Annotated in this window: 12 protein-coding genes; 5 read left to right on the top strand and 7 right to left on the bottom strand. The window is 60.2% G+C overall.

Features of this window, described 5'->3' with window-relative positions:
• Positions 1-5: 5 nt before the first annotated feature.
• From algG to yaaA, 7 genes are all read right to left on the bottom strand, one after another.
• Entirely contained in the window at positions 6-1,574 is a 1,569-nt protein-coding gene (gene algG / locus AC07S6_RS22090; RefSeq protein WP_019817623.1) for a mannuronan 5-epimerase AlgG, read from the bottom strand.
• Positions 1,574-3,064 (bottom strand): alginate export family protein, encoded by a 1,491-nt coding sequence (locus AC07S6_RS22085; protein WP_495113053.1) that lies wholly within the window; start codon positions 3,062-3,064, stop codon positions 1,574-1,576. The genes algG and AC07S6_RS22085 overlap by 1 nt, the downstream gene beginning before the upstream one ends.
• Positions 3,061-4,440, bottom strand: a complete 1,380-nt coding sequence (gene algK, locus AC07S6_RS22080) for an alginate biosynthesis TPR repeat lipoprotein AlgK (RefSeq protein ID WP_495113064.1) — start codon at positions 4,438-4,440, stop codon at positions 3,061-3,063. The genes AC07S6_RS22085 and algK overlap by 4 nt, the downstream gene beginning before the upstream one ends.
• Before the next feature lie 170 nt (positions 4,441-4,610).
• Complete coding sequence (locus tag AC07S6_RS22075) at positions 4,611-5,777, bottom strand: PilZ domain-containing protein (protein ID WP_495113052.1); 1,167 nt, start codon at positions 5,775-5,777, stop codon at positions 4,611-4,613.
• 37 nt (positions 5,778-5,814) lie between these two features.
• Positions 5,815-7,296: a mannuronan synthase gene (gene alg8, locus AC07S6_RS22070; protein ID WP_161794312.1), complete on the bottom strand. Its 1,482-nt coding sequence runs from the start codon at positions 7,294-7,296 to the stop codon at positions 5,815-5,817.
• An 81-nt stretch (positions 7,297-7,377) separates the two neighbouring features.
• Entirely contained in the window at positions 7,378-8,694 is a 1,317-nt protein-coding gene (locus AC07S6_RS22065; RefSeq protein ID WP_054898938.1) for a nucleotide sugar dehydrogenase, read from the bottom strand.
• A gap of 878 nt (positions 8,695-9,572) precedes the next feature.
• Positions 9,573-10,352 carry a peroxide stress protein YaaA gene (yaaA, locus tag AC07S6_RS22060; protein ID WP_133633255.1) on the bottom strand — a complete coding sequence of 260 codons (780 nt, stop codon included), beginning with the start codon at positions 10,350-10,352 and terminating at the stop codon, positions 9,573-9,575.
• Between the two features lie 120 nt (positions 10,353-10,472).
• Here yaaA and AC07S6_RS22055 point away from each other — a divergent pair, with 120 nt between their 5' ends.
• From AC07S6_RS22055 to moaD, 5 genes are all read left to right on the top strand, one after another.
• A complete protein-coding gene (locus AC07S6_RS22055) occupies positions 10,473-11,597 on the top strand; it encodes a polysaccharide deacetylase family protein (protein ID WP_197881436.1) in 1,125 nt (374 codons plus the stop codon).
• A gap of 340 nt (positions 11,598-11,937) precedes the next feature.
• Positions 11,938-13,332 (top strand): PhoH family protein, encoded by a 1,395-nt coding sequence (locus AC07S6_RS22050; protein WP_003188745.1) that lies wholly within the window; start codon positions 11,938-11,940, stop codon positions 13,330-13,332.
• 295 nt (positions 13,333-13,627) lie between these two features.
• On the top strand, positions 13,628-17,356 hold the full coding sequence (locus AC07S6_RS22045; protein WP_495113051.1) for an autotransporter domain-containing protein: 3,729 nt from the start codon (positions 13,628-13,630) through the stop codon (positions 17,354-17,356).
• A 109-nt stretch (positions 17,357-17,465) separates the two neighbouring features.
• Positions 17,466-17,939, top strand: coding sequence for a cyclic pyranopterin monophosphate synthase MoaC (gene moaC, locus AC07S6_RS22040; protein WP_495113050.1), 474 nt, complete (start codon positions 17,466-17,468; stop codon positions 17,937-17,939).
• On the top strand, positions 17,936-18,178 hold the full coding sequence (gene moaD, locus AC07S6_RS22035) for a molybdopterin converting factor subunit 1 (RefSeq protein WP_014717016.1): 243 nt from the start codon (positions 17,936-17,938) through the stop codon (positions 18,176-18,178). Before moaC ends, moaD begins: the two co-directional genes overlap by 4 nt.

The raw sequence follows: 18,178 nt of genomic DNA, 5'->3' as shown, positions 1-18,178 counted from the left end.
CATCCTCAGTCCTGCAATTCGGTCTGGCGTTCGACGGGGTCGATCAGCACGGCTTTCTGCTGGCGCACCAGCAGGTCGAGAATTTCTTCCTGGCGGTCGCCCAGGATGCCGGAGAAGCTGATGCCGCTGGATTTGGTCGGCGCCAGCATCGACACGCGATACAGCTCGATACTCAACGGCGAGTCGATGGACAGCGGCCCGCTGCCGTTACCCGCCAGTTCACCGCCGACCACGATCAGCGAGACCTTGGCGTCGAACGGGTCGAGGGCGATGTCGCGGTCGGTGTCGGTCAAGTCCTTGATGTGGCCGTACACGCCGGTCAGCCCGTTGGCCATCGAGGTGTTTTCGTAGAGCTTGATGTTCACGCTGTTACGCACGCGGATCCCGTGGCGACGGTTGCTGATCACCTTGTTGCCCCACAGCAGGTTGTCGCCGCTCTCATAGAGGGTGATGCCGTCGGTGTGGTTGCGGTAGATCTCGTTGTCGGCGATCAGGTTGTTCACGCTGTTACGGTCGATCACCAGGCCCGAAAGCTTGTTGTCATAGCTGCGGTTGTTGAAGATGAAGCTGTCGTTCACTTCCCGGGAAATGATGATGCCGTGCTTCTTCTTGGTGCCGTACACGGTGTTGTCCGCGATGATCAGGCCGTGAGAACGGTCATGGGGGTCAATGCCGTAGACGATGTTGTCTTTGTAGGTATTGCCCTTGATCACAAAGCCTGTGGTCTCGTAGCAGTAGAAGCCGTACCACATGTCCGAGAACTCGGAGTCGATGATCCAACCGGTTGGCTCGGGGCGCTTGAGCACCTTGGCCATGTTCGGCGTGTACTGGGAAATACTCACCCCGTAGGACTTACTGTTGGCGTAGCCGAAGCTGGCCATCTTGGTCTTGGAGATATAGGTCTCGGTGCCGCCCCAGGCCAGCAGGAACGGGCGGAACTCCTTGGCCGACTTGAACAGCGCCGGGCCGTTGGCTTTTTCATCCCAACCGGTGACCTTGGTGTCACGCACGAACAGCTGGCCGTCGTTGATCAAAAACGCGCCGGCTTGTTGGGACAGGCGCAGTTCCTGGGTGTTCTTGTCGATATCGAGGATGCCTTTACGGCCCACCACGATCGGCAACTTGGCCAGGAACACACCCGGCGACGTTTCGCTGAAGTACTGCTTAGGCACCTTGCCCAGCAGGTCCTTGAGGTTCATGTAGCCGTCATCGACGAAGATCGCCTGGGGAATGCCGTGTTGGCGCACTACCCATTCGGCCATCTTGTTATCGCCGCCGATAAAGTCCTTGAGCGCGTCTTCTTGCATCATGCGGCGGATGCTGATTTTGCCCGCCTTGGTCTTGACGATTTTCTTTTCCATCGCCTGCGCGGTGTAGCCCGACAGGTCGGGCAGCGCCGGCTTGGCCATTTCCAGCGGCGCGGTGGGCGGGCTGGAGATGGTGTAGGTTTTGGCCTGTTGCAGTTCCTTGGCGATGATCGGCGCCTTGGCCGCCGTATCGGCAAACGCTGTGGCGCTGGCCATCAGCATTGCCGCGACGAGTAGGCTTTGAGCATTCATGGCGCAGGCTCCCATCAGAATTTCCAGACCACGTCGACAAACGCGCGGTGCATGTAGGAGTCGACCTGGCTGCCATAGGCATCGCCGGGCTTGAACACGCCGGCACGCAAACGCACCAGGGCTGAAGGCTCGTCGATCGACTGGCTCAGCGCCGCTGGCAGCAAGCCTTTCTTGAAGTACTTGGTGACCACCAGGTCCATTTCTTGGCCGAGGTCTTTCTTGCCGTCTTCCAACGGCAGGGAGGTGCTGGAGAGGATCGCGCCGGTGACGTCATCGGTGTTGTTCTGCACCGCGTCGATACCGTTGCTGCCCACCGGCTTGTTGCCATCCACGCGCCAGAACTTGTGGTACACCAGGCTGGCGTCGTAGTCCTCGCGCAGTTGCCAGGAACCGAACAGGCTCATGGACTGCATGTTGTTCATTTCGCCGCGAAACGCTTCACCGAAGCGATGCACGCGGGACTGGGTGCCGGTCCAGTTCGAACGGTTGCTTTGCAGGCCGTTCTGTTCGTACTCGGCACTGGCGCGCGAGTACGCGGCACCCACTTGCCACTGCGGATCCAGGCGCAGGCGCACGCCGATATCGGTAGCCCAGCCGCTCAGGTCATCGCTGCGTTTGGCGGAGGTGGGGCGGCTGCCGTCGGCGTTCAAGGCGTTGACCTTGTCGCGGTCGCCGCGCATGCCGGTGATGCTTGCCCAGTAGTTGACGGTGTTGGTGTTGTGCCAGTTGTAGGCGTCGCTGTTGGCTTCGATGCCCAGCCAGGTCAGGTCGCCGTTTTCGCGCTTGTCCAACGGGTCGCTGGCGACACCCGGTTCGGCGTAGTCGAGCTTGCCGTCGTCGTGGGTGTGGTGGCCGCGCAGGCCGATCCACTGGCCCGGTGTCCACTGGTAGGCGGCGTCGGCGTAGAAGTGCTGGCGGTCCTTGTCGACCGGCGACAATTCCTTAAGGTCGGTCCGGTATTCGCTGAAGCGTTCGGCGGCGCCGACATTGGCCTTGAGCAAGGTGGTGTCGAAGGTCCAGTTCAACGCTTCGATGTTGGTGTCGCGCCACTGGCCGTCGTCATTGCGCAGGCGCTGGCGGCCGAACTTGAGGATCTCGCCGGGGTAGGGCGTGAAGCCGCTGTAGCCGACCCAGAACTCACGCAGGGCCAGGTAGTTTTTCTTGGCCTTGCGGTCGTCGTTGCTTGACTGCTGATCGGTGGTGTCATCGGCCGACTGTTGCAGGGTGTCGGTCTCGATGATGTCGCTGGACACCACTGCCTGGCCCATGGCGTAGGCGCTCCACGCGCCGCTTTCGCCGTAGATCCAGGGGCGCAGGTCGAGGCCGATGCCGTTGACGTCGCCGCCTTTCTGGGTGCCGAGGTCGCGGTCATCTTCAGACTGCGCGGTGGCTTTGACTTCCAGGCCGAAGTTCTTCGCTTCGGTGAGCGCGGCCAGGGTCGGGCACGACCACAGCAGGGCGAAGGACAGGCCGATACCGGCCTTGACGAATGGGTTGAGCTTCATAGGGATTCCTCGCCGTCTTCTTCTTGCAGGGCGTGCAGTTGCAGCGTGCTTTGGGCCAGGGTGCCGCGGGCGGCCAGTTCCTGTTGCACCAGGCGTTGGCCTTCGGCGCGTTGCGCAGGCGTCAGCGGCGCTTCGAGCTGGGTGGCCAGGTCATTGGCTTCTGGCGTGTCCTGGGCCTTGGCCAACTGGCTGAAGACATAGGCGTTCAATGGGTCGGGCTTGGTGCCCTTGCCTTGGGAAAACAGTTGGGCAATGGCGAAGTCGGCGCTGTTCTGGCCGTTGCGCGCTGCGGTCAGCAGGTGGTCCAGGGCTTTTTGCGGGTAAACCTTGCCCAGGTAGCCACGGCGGTAGATCTGGCCGAGGTAGTAATCGGCGGCCACTTCACGGCCCACGGCTTTTTCGAAATGCGCCTCGGCGGCCTTGGCATCGGCGGGCACCCACTTGCCTTCGTAGTAGAGCTTGCCCAGCAGCAATTCGGCGCGTGGCTGGTCGGCGGCGCGGCCGTTGTCCAAGTACTTCATCATCTGCTCGACATCGCCTAGTTCGGGGAAGTCGTAGAGCAGTTGCGCCAGGCTGACCCAGGACGCCGGGTAGCCAGGGGCGATTTTTTCCAGCAACGCCTGGGCGGTTTTTTCGTCCGGGGTGCCGAGGGTGGCATCGCCGAGTACGCGGGCCACGCTGTCGACGCGCTGCGCAGTCACGGTGCCACGGCTTACGCCTGCTTCCATCTGCTTGAGCAGTTCGGCCTGTTGTTCCGGCTGCTGTTTTTTCTGATAGACCGTGGCCAGTTCGACGTAGCAGATATCGGTGGTGTTCAGCGCGGCTTTGCAGATGCGCTCCACATCATCCAGATGCTGGTCGTAGGTACCCTGGGTGCGATACAGCAGCACCTGGGCCAAGCCGGCCTCCGGGTAACCCGCCGCCTGCCATTGGCTGATCTGCTGTTGGGCATTCACATTGGGGAAGCTGTGGGGGTATTGCAGGTACAGCATCGCCAGCGGGATCAAGGTGTTGCCTTCGCCATTGGCAAAGGCTTTTTTCAGTAGGCTTTCGGCTTCATGGTGCTCGGCCTCAGTGGCGCCCGGCTTGGCCGCCAACAGGCGACCCAGGCGTGCCTGGGCGCGGGGCGAGGTGTCTGCCGCCGCACGGTAGGTGGCTTCGGCCTGCTTGATTTGCGCTGGGTCGCGGGTGCCGACCTGGATATCGGCCAGGCCCACCTGGGCCTCGCTGTAGCCCAGGTCTGCCAGTTGCTGGTAATTCTGCTGCGCGGTGACGGTGTCGCCGCGCTTGAGGGCTTCGTTGGCCAGGCGCTGGTCGGGCAGGCCGGCGCAACCGGCCAGGCTGATTGCTAGGGCGATCAACGCTACAGAACCAATGTGGGCACTGCCTTTGTGGCGAGGGAGCTTGCTCCCGCTGGGGTGCGCAGCGCCCCCAAAAGCCGGCTCCAACTGCGCTGTCGAGCGGGAGCAAGCTCCCTCGCCACAGCAAGCCCGCTCCCACAGGGATTGTGGTGTTTTTGAGAGAGTCATCACAGGCATGTCCTCGCTTACAGACCGTGAGCCATGGCTTTGTCGATCAGCCAGTTCAGCGATGGGCCACGGTCGCTGGTGACTTCCACCGGGCGGCCGGCGTAGGTGCTGTCCAGCGGTGCATCAGGCTTGATATGCACGCGGATGTCGGAGGACAGGTCGGCGCTGTTCAGGCTGGTGCTGCTGACGATGGTGCCGGTGCGAACCTGTTCTTCATCGGCGACCTGAAAGCTCACCGGCGTACCTGGGCGTACATCGCCAAACTGGCGGTAGGTGAAGCGGGCTTCAACGTTGGCCTGGCTGCCGCGTGGCACCAGTTGGAAGATCACATCGCCCTTGCTGGCGTACTGGCCGTCGGCGACCAGTTGCTGGGCCACCACGCAATCGCACGGCGAAGTCAGGGTGCCGGTCATTTGCTTGCCGAACAGTTCTTCGACCTTGGCCGGTTGCAACTGGTCTTCGTCCAGGTGACCCTTGAGCACATCGAGCATGCTGGTGCTGAAGGTCGCCAGCGGCGCGCCCTTGGCTGCTACCGAATCACCCTTGAGCAGGCTTTGCACGGTGCCGTCACGGGGCATGGTCACGTTCATGCCCGGTACGCTCACAAGGCCTGCCTGGGCGTGGCTGACGAAGTACATGCCGTAGAGCGACTTGACCACAAAACCGAAGGCCGCCAGGCCGACCAAAAAGATCGCCAGGCTGAAGGTCACGGCGCGCAGGCGACCGAACGCGGTCATGCCGCTGCCGCCGTCCTTGACCTTGCGTGCCTTGGTGAAGTTGTCGCGTTGCAGGGTCGCGAGTACGTCGCCCATGGTCACGATGTCACCGGACAGGTGCGAGGTGATCAGGTGGCGCAGGGTAGAAATATCCTGGGCATCGAGGTTCTGGAACTGGCAACCGGTGCGGCCGGTCTGGCGGTCGTAGGAGCGAATCTGCAGCTCCACGTCCATGGCCAGGCCGAGGTTATCGATCACGAACTGCAGACGGCCCTTGTGCACTTGGCCGATGGTGAGTGGCTGGGTGGCGGTGAAAGCCAGGCCGCCGGCAGACAGGTCGATAACCTTTGCTTCGGTCGGCGTGCGGTCGCTGTTGAAGAAGCGCAGCTTGGCCGGGATTTTCACCCGGGCGTGTTGGCGCTGGGCTTCGGATTCGTGGACAACGTTGGCGTTTACTTGGCTATTCATCGGGTGTAATTCCTAGGTTAATTCAGGCTTGGCAGGGTCAGACCATCATCAGCAACACGGCAACGAAGATGCTGCCGGCGGAGAAGGTCATGGTCCGAGACGACCAGGTGTTGAACCAACGTTGAAAGCTGGCCAAATCGCGGGTCAGTTTGGTGTCCTGGCGGGTCCAGGACTGTTGATCAAGGCGGAAGAACACGTAGATCTTCACCAACGCGCCCATGATCTGGTTGTAATAGAGAATCAGCGGGTAGGCCGGGCCAATCTTGTGGCCGGAGCACGACAGCAGCAGGGTCAGGATCAGGCGGGTGATGCCGATCCACAGCAGGTAGGCGAGGATGAAGGCGCCGCCGTACTTGAAAGTGGCAATCATCGCTACGGTCAGGCCGAGCAGGGAGGTCCACATCGACACGCGCTGGTCGAACAGCACCACGCTGGTGAACAGGCCGAGGCGACGCACACCCAGGCCCAGGGCACGGGAGTTCTGGCGCAGGTTGTTGCCGTACCAGCGGAACATCAGCTTGCGGCTGGCCTTGATAAAGCTCTTTTCCGGCGGGTGTTCCACGGTGTTGATCGCGGCGTCCGGCACGTAGAAGGTGTCGTAGCCCAGGCGCATCAGGCTGAACCAGCTGGACTTGTCATCCCCGGTGAGGAACTTGAAGCGGCCCAGGCGCCAGTGTTGCAGCGAGTCGCTTTCCACGTCGGCGATAAAGCCCGGGTCAGTCACTACGCTGGCGCGGAATACCGACATGCGCCCGGTCATGGTCAGCACGCGCTTGGACAGGGCCATGGAGCACATGTTGATGTGGCGTTGGGCGAAGCGCAGCTTGTGCCATTCGCTCATGATGTAGCCGCCGCGCACTTCGCAGAATTCGTTGGTGGTCAGGCCACCGACATTGCCGAACAGCTGGAACCACGGCACGGTCTTGCGCACTACGCCTTCGGCCAGCACGGTGTCGCCATCGATCACGGCGACCACGGCGCGGTCGTCCGGCAGGTGGCGCGAGATGGCGCGAAAACCGAAGGCCAGGCCGTCACGCTTGCCGGTACCAGCGATGCGCACGAAGTCGAGCTTGACGTGAGCCGGCGGGTTCATCTTTTCCCAGAGGCTTTTCACCAGCAGCTCATCGGACATTTCCACCAGCGAGCACACCACGGTGGTCGGGAAGCCGCAGTCGATAGCTTCGCGAATCACCGAGCTGTAGACCTGGGCGGTGGTCAGCGCGTCGATACGAAAACTGGTGACCATCAGGAACACATGGGACGGGTCGGCGGCCTTGCCCAGCTTGCGCACTTTGCGGCGCAGGTGCGGGTACACCACATACAGGAACAGCATGCCGCGAAAGAAATGCGTCGCGCCCATCGAGTAGCGCCAGATACCCACGGCACCAATCAGGAAAATAAAATTCTTCGATTGCGAATCGAAGGTGCTCGCCGGCAACAGCAGGGCGAGCCCCATCAGCAGGCTGAGAAAGAACAGCCAGCCGGCCGATTGCAGAAATACATGTTTTAACTTGGACATAAACGTCATCCGCAAGGTGAGGAGGCTTCAGGCTGCAAGCGCTGGGGTAAGCCACTTGCAGCCTGAAACTTGCCGTTGCTGTTACCAGCAAATACCTTCGGTACGGCCGCTCACGCTGGTGGCCTTGGACATGAAGCCCACCAGGTCGACCACTTGCTTGCCGTGCGGGGCTTCGTGCGCCAGGGCGCGGAACTTCTCGTCACGGTTACCGAGGATGATCACGTCGGAGTTGTTGATCACTTCGTCGAAGTCCGAGTTGAGCAGGGACGACACGTGAGGGATCTTGCCTTCGATGTAGTCCTTGTTCGCGCCGTGCATACGGGCGTACTCGACGTTGCTGTCGTAGATGCTCAGGTCGTAGCCCTTGCCGATCAGCATTTCCGCCAGTTCTACCAATGGGCTTTCACGCAGGTCATCGGTACCGGCCTTGAAGCTCAGGCCCAGCAGGGCGACTTTGCGCTTGTCGTGGCTGGAGACGATGTCGAAGGCGTTCTGCACTTGGGATTCGTTGCTGCGCATCAGCGAGTTGAGCAACGGTGCTTCCACGTCCAGGGAGCCGGCGCGGTAGGTCAGGGCACGCACATCTTTTGGCAGGCACGAACCGCCGAAAGCGAAGCCTGGGCGCATGTAGTACTGGGACAGGTTGAGGGTCTTGTCCTGGCAGACCACTTCCATCACTTCACGACCGTCAACGCCGACGGCCTTGGCGATGTTGCCGATCTCGTTGGCGAAGGTGACTTTGGTGGCGTGCCATACGTTGCAGGTGTACTTGATCATTTCGGCAACGGCGATGTCCTTGCGGATGATCGGCGCGTCGAGTTCTTCGTACAGCGACTGCAGGACGTCGCCGGAGGCTTTGTCGAACTCGCCGATAACGGTCATCGGTGGCAGGTCGTAGTCGGCGATGGCGGTGGATTCACGCAGGAATTCCGGGTTGACCGCAACGCCGAAGTCGACGCCGGCTTTCTTGCCGGAGCAGTCTTCCAGGATCGGGATCACCACGTTGGCCACGGTGCCTGGCAGTACGGTGCTGCGCACCACGATGGTGTGGCGGGTGGTCTTGTCACGCAGCACAAAACCTATCTCACGGCATACCGATTCGATGTAGTTGAGCTCCAGGTCGCCGTTTTTCTTGCTCGGCGTACCGACGCAAATCATCGACAGGTCTGTGTCGCGGATGGCTTCGGCGAAATTGGTGGTGCCGCGCAGTCGACCGGTTGCGATGCCTTGGCTCAACAGTTCGCCCAGACCCGGTTCAACGATGGGGGATTTACCCGCATTGATCAGGTCGATCTTGTCCTTGGAGATGTCTACGCCGACCACTTCATGGCCACGGGCAGACAGGCAACCGGCACACACGGCGCCAACGTAACCCAAACCAAATATGCTGATGCGCATCGCAATTACCTCTATGTTTAAATCATGCCATTAGATGGCCGGAGTTCATGTTTGCAAGCGTCACTGATGCCGCGAAAGTTAGGCGAATAGACGCCGACTTACCGCGTGCAGGCATGTTAAATAGCGAGTGACTAACTATTGCACTCAAGTTGTGCGCAACGTGGCCTTATTATTGGGGCTTGCCCTGAAATGCAGCCGGTTTTCCGTGGCGGAAGGGTCCGGCGCCAGTGCCGCAGAGCTTTGATACAGGTAATAAGCCTTTTGATATCAAAGCCTTGGGTGTTAACACTGGCTCATTTAGGTCAGCGCTGCCTTGGCCTTTAGGGGTTGGCAATGAGTCCTTATCGCCGCCCTCAACTCAATCAGTTGATGATATGACCCTCGAGCCAAAGTGCTTTATGACAACTTGGCTACTTCCATTGGTCGGTATGTAAGTCATCTCTTACGTAAACAGAGAATTTCGTTACCGGTGGTATGAGCGGTGCTTCAAGACGAAGTTCCGGGCCGCTCATCCCCTTTCCGGAAATTTTTTGAAATATTAGAAAAGATGGCACTAGTACTATATTGATAGCACTTGCTATTTAGGCCAGTAGTTATGGGGAGTTGGTGCGAGAGGATAGTTTTGTGCCACTACCGTTAAAAAAAAGTGGTGCCACTACGAAAAAAACCGACGAGTGTCGAGTGAAGAAATTGTTAGAGATGTGTCTTGATATTTTTTGACGCCAAATAAATGACGATTGATAGGGTGAAATGCAGGCAAAAAATGTGGGAGCTGGCTTGCCTGCGATAGCGGTGTATCAGCGACATGTGAGTCGGCTGACCCTCTGCTATCCCAGGCAAGCCAGCTCCCACAGTTGATGTTGGTGGCTGTACAGGCCTTATTCCGGTGCGTGATCGCGCAAAAACACTAGGTTATCCGGCTTGGATTGCTCCGCATTGAAGCGATAACCCTGCACATCGAACTGCTTGAGCCTGGCCGGATCGTTGATGCGTTCTTCAATCACAAAACGGCTCATCATGCCCCGGGCCTTCTTCGCGTAGAAGCTGATGATCTTGTACTGGCCGTTCTTCAGGTCCTTGAACTCGGTGTTGATGATCCGCGCGTTCAGGGCTGTGCGCTTGACCGCCGAGAAGTACTCATTGGAGGCCAGGTTGAGCAGTACATCGTCGCCTTGTTCGGCCAGGGCTTCATTCAACCATTCGCTGATGCGTGTGCCCCAGAACGCGTAAAGGTCCTTGCCGCGGGCGTTGGCCAGCTTGGTGCCCATCTCCAGGCGATACGGCATCATCAGGTCCAGCGGACGCAGCAGGCCGTACAGGCCCGAGAGCATACGCAAATGGTCCTGGGCATAGCTGAAATCGGCCTCGCTGAAGGTTTCGGCATTCAGGCCGGTATACACATCGCCCTTGAACGCCAGCAGCGCCTGCTTGGCGTTGGCCGGAGTGAAGGCCGGTGTCCAACTGCCGAAGCGCGCGGCGTTGAGGCCACCGATCTTGTCGGAGACATGCATCAACTCACTGATTTGCGCCGGGCTCAGTTCGCGCAGTTGCTCGATCAGTTCCTGGGAGTGGTCCAGGTACTGCGGCTGGGTGAAGCGCGCAGTGACCGGCTTGGACTCGAAGTCGAGGGTTTTGGCGGGGGAAATCACCATCAGCATGAAGTTGGCTCCTGGAATCGTGGGCGAGATTCTAGGGGTTGGGGCGTTTTGACTCCACCTATGATGGCGATAGATGCGATCCGCTATGATGGGCGGTAACTCTGTAGAGGGAGACCCCGTGTGCGATTAGCGCTTTTATTGTCCGCTTGCCTGCTGTGCCTGAATGCCCAGGCCGCGCCGGTGGATGTCGCCAGCCTGGACCGTGGTACCTGGCCGGAAAAACTCGCCAGCCCGGCGCTGTTCGATGTGGCTTCGCGGGCGGAAATCCTGATGTTTGCCCATGGTTTAATCGCCAGCGAAGCCCAGGACGAAACCGCGCTCAAGCAACGGCTGGGGCTGAAGATCATCAACCTGGCCGCCATCGATGACCTGCGTCGCCAGCTCTGGCAACGGCTGTTGGAGAACTACACATTCGCCCAGCAGAGCTGCGAAGAAGACGCCTCGTTCTGCTACCTGGTGGAAAACATGGACGACCTGCGTGAGCAGGCCGGCAAGTTCGAGGTCAGTGACAACTCTTTCTATATAGGCTGGGCTGCCCCCAGTCGGCACTTTCACGAACGCTATCTGGACGAATTGTTGCGCAAGGCCGCGCTGTTTCCGCAGATCAGCAGTGAAGTGGCGCGCTTTGGCGATCATGAGCGCAACGGTGATGAACTCAATGACCGGATGTTTTTACTGACCTTCGACGGTGGCCCTGCACCTGTCAGCGGCAATACCGACTGGCTCACCGATTACCTGCGCAAGCAAAAGATGAACGCGACGTTCTTTGTCCTTGGCAGCAGCTTGCAAACCCGTGTGGAGCGCAGTTCCGCCGCCGATGTGCAGGCGCTGTACCAAGGGCAGTGCGTGGGGCTTCAGGGCTGGCAGTACCGCTCCCACAGCCATTGGGTCGACTGGCAAAGCTCCATCACCCGCAGCGCCGGGCTGGTACAGAATCTGCTGCCGGAAAACTATGTGCCGCTGTTCCGTCCGCCCTATGGGCAGCGCCGCGCGGACAGCCAGGGATTCTTCCAGCAACAGGGTTTGCAAGTGGCGTTATGGGACATCGATTCCCAGGACGAGCCGGGCAAGCTCAAGGCCGATGAGTCGGCGCAACGGGTGCTGACGTTGATGCTGCTATGGCGCAAAGGCGTGATCGTGTTTCACGACACCCAGGACAAGGCGCGGGTGGCATTGCCGATGGTATTGCAGGCAACGGCGCAGAGTGGCTTGGGTTGGCAGGAGTGTCGCGAGGCATTTCGATGAAGTGCCCGGCTTTGCTGGGGATGGGGTGTTTTCGGGGCGATTTGCTGCGACATTTCGATGCAGGCGGACTTCCGACTTTAACGGGGTACATGGCACTCGGCTAGTGCTATTCGTCATCCTGAAAAATAAACTTCAAAAAAGCGTCAAAGTACTTTTTCCTGTCATGGGTTTTGCGGTATTACGAAGTCAGACCGCCGAAACCTGCAGCACAGGTGGCGTCTTCCAAGACTCCTCCTGTGGGCACTGCACTTGACCTTGTTCAAGGTGCAATCGGTGGTCGAATCGAGGCGCAGCACCGCCCAGGTATTGCGTCGAATGGCTCCCACAAAGGTGACCGAGTATGGATGATCATGGACGTAACCCTTCTTCCGACCAGCCAATCCTTTATGTGCTTGATACCAACGTATTGATCCACGATCCAAACGCACTGCTGAACTTCGAAGAACACCACGTCGCCATCCCGATGATCGTGCTTGAGGAGCTCGACAAACTCAAAAGCGGCCACCACAGCGTTGCCGCCGAATGCCGCCAGGCCATCCGCCTGATCGACAAGACCCTGGGTGAAGCCTCGCCCGAGGACGTCGAGGTCGGCGTGCCGATCCAGCGTGGCAAGGGCGGGCCCAAGGGCTTGCTGTCGATTCTGATGAGCAAGCGCAGCGAGCCCAACAGCCTGCTGCCGGAAAACCTGAACGACAACAAAATCATCAACCAATTGATCGACCTGCACGCCCGCGACAAGGACCTGCGCGTGGTGCTGGTGACCAAAGACATCAATATGCGCCTCAAGGCACGAGCGTGTGGGATCGCTGCCGAGGACTACAGTACCGACCAACTGGTCGACGACGTGTCGATGTTGTCCCGTGGTTATCACATGATGACCGGCTCGTTCTGGGACCGTGTGAGCAAGGTCGAAACCCGTCAGGACCACGGCCGCACCTGGCATCAGGTACAGCTGATCGACAACCTGCCGGCCGTGCATATCAATGAGTTTATCGTCGATGAACAGGGTTTCGTGGGCTGGATCAAAGAGATCCAGGTCGACAAGCTGCTGATCCTCGACCTGCATCAGGAACCCCTGTTGCACCAGGAAGCCTGGGGCCTGAAACCGCGTGATATCTACCAGAGCCTGGCGCTGTATGCGCTGCTCGATCCGGACATTCACCTGGTCAACCTGACCGGCGCCGCAGGTTCGGGCAAAACCATCCTCGCCCTGGCCGCCGCCATCGAACAGACCATGGTCACCAAACGCTATCGCCGCATCATCGCCACCCGCAGCGTGCAGGGCCTGGACCAGGAAATCGGCTTTCTGCCCGGTACCGAGGCGGAAAAAATGGAGCCGTGGCTGGGGGCGATTACCGACAACCTCGAAGCCTTGCACATGGATGACGAAAACACCCATGGCAGCGTCGACTACATCCTCAGCAAAGTGCCGTTGCAGTTCAAATCCCTCAACTACATCCGAGGTCGCAGCTTCCAGCAGAGCCTGATTCTGATCGATGAATGCCAGAACCTCACACCGCACCAGATGAAAACCATCATCACCCGTGCCGGCGCCGGTTCCAAAGTGGTGTGCCTGGGCAACCTGGCGCAGATCGACACCCCTTACCTGTCCGCGACCAGCTCCGGGCTGACTTACCTGACGGAACGCTTCAAGGACTTCCCGAACGGCGTGCACATTGCGCTGCAAGGGGTACCGCGCTCGATTCTGGCTGAATACGCCGAGTCCCATCTGTAACTACGCTGAACCCGCTGCGAAAAGCCCCGGATTTTTCACGAAATCCGGGGTTTTTGTTCTGTGCGACATTTGCCTGCGTTAACGCGTCCTGGGTGCTTGTGGGTTCTGTAATTATTTTGTTACATTTTTTTTGCGGTAAAAACAATAAGAACACTGCTTGACCCCGTCGGAACGCCACCTCCTTGATTCGACGAACGCTTGGAAAACCTGTCCAGGGTTTTCACCGTGACCCTGCCTATTACAAAAGCCCGAAACACCGCTCATTGATGACGCACATATCCAAAGGGAAAGGAAAATGGACGTAGCAGGTAATGGCTTCACTGTGTCGCAACGCAATCGTACCCCCCGCTTCAAGACCATCCCCCTCACACCCATAGCACTCGGCCTGGCGTTATGGCTGGGCCACGGTTCCATGGCCAGGGCAGACGATAACCCTTACACCCCGCAGGTATTGGAGTCGGCGTTCAGGAAAGCCGTCGCCTCATTCGGCCCTGATACCGCCGTGTACAAAAACCTCAGGTTTGCCTACGCGGATATCGTCGATCTCGCGGCCAAGGATTTCGCCGCCCAGTCCGGCAAGTTCGATTCGGTCCTCAAGCAAAACTACGAGCTACAACCCGAAAACCTGACCATCGGCGCCATGCTCGGCGACACCCGGCGGCCACTGGACTATGCCTCGCGCCTGGATTACTACCGCAGCCGGCTGTTCAGCAACAGCGGCCGTTACACCACCAATATCCTCGACTTCTCCAAAGCCATTATCGCCAACCTGCCGGCCGCCAAGCCTTACACTTACGTCGAGCCGGGCGTTAGCAGCAACCTCAGCGGGCAGTTGAACGCAGGCCAGTCCTGGGCTGGGGCAACCCGTGACTGGAGCGCCAACGCGCAAACCTGGAAGACCCCGGAAGCCCAGGTCAACTCCGGCCTGGACCGCACCAACGCGTATTACGCCTATGCCCTGGGCATCACTGGCAAGGGGGTCAATGTTGGCGTGCTGGACTCGGGCATCCTCACCGAACACTCCGAGTTCCAGGGCAAGAACGCTCAGGGCCAGGACCGGGTGCAGGCGGTAACCTCCACGGGCGAGTACTACGCCACCCACCCGCGCTACCGCCTTGAAGTGCCCAGCGGCGAGTTCAAGCAGGGCGAACATTTCAGCATCCCAGGGGAATACGACCCCGCGTTCAACGACGGGCATGGCACAGAAATGTCCGGGGTGCTGGCCGCCAACCGCGACGGCACCGGTATGCACGGCATTGCCTTCGACGCCAATCTGTTTGTCGCCAACACCGGCGGCAGCGACAACGACCGCTACCAAGGCTCCAACGACCTCGACTACAACGCATTCATGGCCAGCTACAACGCCCTGGCGGCGAAGAACGTGGCGATCGTCAACCAGAGCTGGGGGCAGAGCTCGCGTAATGACGTGGAGAACCACTTCGGCAACGTCGGCGACAGCGCCGCGCAGAACCTGCGCGACATGACCGCCGCCTATCGCCCGTTCTGGGACAAGGCCCACGCCGGGCAGAAAACCTGGATGGACGCCATGGCCGATGCGGCCCGGCAAAACACGTTCATCCAGATCATCTCTGCGGGCAACGACAGCCACGGTGCCAACCCGGACACCAATGCGAACCTGCCGTTTTTCAAGCCGGATATCGAAGCTAAGTTCCTCTCCATCACCGGCTACGACGAGACCAGCGCCCAGGTCTACAACCGTTGCGGTACCTCCAAGTGGTGGTGCGTGATGGGCGTGTCGGGCATCCCGTCCGCCGGCCCCGAGGGCGAAATTATCCCGAATGCCAACGGCACCTCGGCCGCCGCGCCGAGCGTTTCCGGAGCCCTGGCGTTGGTTATGCAGCGCTTCCCCTATATGACGCCCAGCCAGGCGCGGGACGTGTTGCTGACCACCTCCAGCCTGCAGGCGCCGGATGGCCCGGACACGCCGGTTGGCGAGCTGACCGGAGGCCGCACCTATGACAACCTGCAACCGGTGCATGATGCCGCGCCGGGTGCCCCGCAAGTACCAGGTGTGGTCAGTGGCTGGGGCTTGCCCAACCTGCAAAAAGCTATGCAAGGGCCGGGGCAGTTCCTCGGTGCGGTAGCAGTGGCGTTGCCCAGCGGTACCCGCGATATCTGGGCCAACCCGATTTCCGATGAGGCCATTCGCGCCCGTCGCCTAGAAGACGCTGCCGAACAGGCGACCTGGGCCGCCACCAAGCAGCAAAAAGGCTGGCTCGATGGCCTGCCCGCCAATGCCTCGGCCGACGATCAGTTTGAATACGACATTGGTCATGCCCGGGAGCAGGCAACACTCACCCGCGGCCAGGACGTGCTCACCGGCAGCACGTATGTCGGTAGCCTGGTCAAGTCCGGGGATGGCGAGTTGGTGCTGGCAGGCCAGAACAGCTATTCGGGCAGTACTTGGGTGCGTGGAGGCAAATTGTCGGTGGACGGCGCATTGACCTCTGCCGTGACGGTAGATGGTAGCGCCGTAGGCACGCGCAATGCCGATAACGGCGTGATGACCACACTGGGCGGCACCCTGGCCGGCAACGGCACGGTGGGTGCCTTGACCGTCAACAACGGTGGGCGAGTGGCCCCGGGGCATTCGATTGGCACACTGCGCACCGGCGATGTCACGTTCAACCCGGGTTCGGTGTATGCCGTCGAAGTAGGGGCCGATGGCCGCAGCGACCAGTTGCAGAGCAGCGGGGTGGCGACCCTCAATGGCGGTGTGGTGAGCGTGTCCCTGGAGAACAGCCCCAACCTGTTGACCGCCACCGAGGCGCGCAGCTTGCTGGGCCAGCAGTTCAATATCCTCAGTGCCAGCCAAGGTATCCAGGGGCAGTTTGCAGCGTTTGCCCCCAACTACCTGTTCATTGGCACTGCGCTCAACTATCAACCGAACCAGTTGACCCTGGCGATAGCCCGCAACCAGACCACCTTCGCCAGTGTCGCGCAAACCCGCAATGAGCGAGCGGTGGCGACGGTGGCCGAGACATTGGGCGCTGGCAGCCCGGTCTACGAAAGCCTGTTGGCGTCTGATTCCGCCGCCCAGGCGCGGGAGGGCTTCAAGCAACTTTCAGGGCAATTGCATTCGGACGTGGCCGCAGCGCAAATGGCTGACAGCCGCTACCTGCGTGAAGCGGTCAACGCTCGCCTGCAACAGGCGCAGGCACTGGACTCCAGCGCGCAGATCGACAGCCGTGACAACGGCGGCTGGGTACAGCTACTTGGTGGACGCAACAACGTCAGTGGTGACAACAACGCCAGCGGCTACTCCTCGTCCACCAGCGGCGTACTGCTGGGCCTGGACACCGAGGTGAACGACGGCTGGCGCGTGGGCGCGGCGACCGGTTACACCCAAAGCCACCTCAACGGCCAGTCGGCGTCGGCGGACAGCGACAACTATCACCTGTCGGTCTATGGCGGCAAACGCTTCGAGGCAATTGCCCTGCGCCTGGGCGGTGCCAGCACCTGGCACCGTCTGGACACTTCGCGACGGGTGGCCTATGCCAATCAGTCGGACCATGCCAAAGCCGACTACAACGCGCGCACCGACCAAGTGTTTGCCGAGATCGGTTACACCCAATGGAGCGTGCTTGAACCCTTCGCCAACCTCACCTACCTGAACTATCAAAGCGACTCGTTCAAGGAAAAAGGCGGTGCCGCAGCCTTGCATGCCAGCCAGCAAAGCCAGGACGCCACGCTCTCCACTCTGGGCGTACGTGGCCATACTCAGTTGCCGCTCACGTCCACCTCGGCGGTGACCCTGCGCGGTGAGTTGGGTTGGGAGCACCAGTTTGGTGACACCGATCGTGAAGCTTCTCTGAAGTTCGCCGGTAGTGACACGGCCTTCGCCGTCAACAGCGTGCCTGTGGCGAGGGATGGCGCGGTGATCAAAGCCAGTGCGGAAATGGCCCTGACCAAGGACACCCTGGTGTCGTTGAACTACAGCGGCTTGCTCTCCAACCGAGGGAACAATAACGGGATCAATGCCGGGTTTACCTTCCGGTTCTAACCTTGAATGTAGGAGCGAGCAAGCTCGCTCCTACAGGATGGGATAAACAGCCCTGCGCAAATTTTGACCCACAGGTTTACAATCGCTGCTCCTGATCAGGAGTATCCCTGTGCTGACTCATCTCGATTCCCAAGGTCGCGCCCATATGGTCGACGTCACCGACAAAGCCGTGACGTTCCGTGAGGCGGTGGCCGAAGCGCGGGTGCGCATGTTGCCCGCCACCCTGCAAATGATTGTCGACGGCGCCCACCCCAAGGGCGACGTGTTTGCCGTGGCCCGCATTGCCGGGATCCAGGCAGCGAAAAAAACCAGTGACTTGATCCCCCTGTGCCACCCGTTGATGCTCACCGGCGTCAAGGTGGAGCTGAGTGCCGACGGTGCAGACGCGGTTCGTATCGTGGCGCGCTGCAAACTCTCCGGCCAGACCGGCGTTGAGATGGAAGCCCTGACCGCCGCCAGCGTCGCGGCACTGACGATCTACGACATGTGCAAGGCGGTGGATCGCGGCATGACCATTGAGAGTATTCGCCTGCTGGAAAAGCTGGGCGGTAAGAGCGGGCATTTCAAGGCGGATCAGCAATGAGTATCAACGTACTGTTTTTTGCGCGCTACGCCGAAGCGGTGGGCTTCGATTCGCTGGAGATGGAAGGTGAGTTTGCCACTGTTGACGCCGTGCGCCTCGCGCTGGCTGCTGATCCGGAATTCGCCGTGCTCAACGAAGCGAGCCTGATGTGTGCGCGCAACGAGGAGTTGTGCAGCCTGGACGAGCCGGTGCAAGCCGGTGATGAAGTCGCCTTCTTCCCACCCGTGACCGGAGGCTGA

This window comes from Pseudomonas sp. GW821-FHT07B01 (assembly GCF_059419065.1).
Note: the sequence above shows the minus strand (reverse complement) of the source record. Positions and strands in the feature narration are given on the sequence as shown.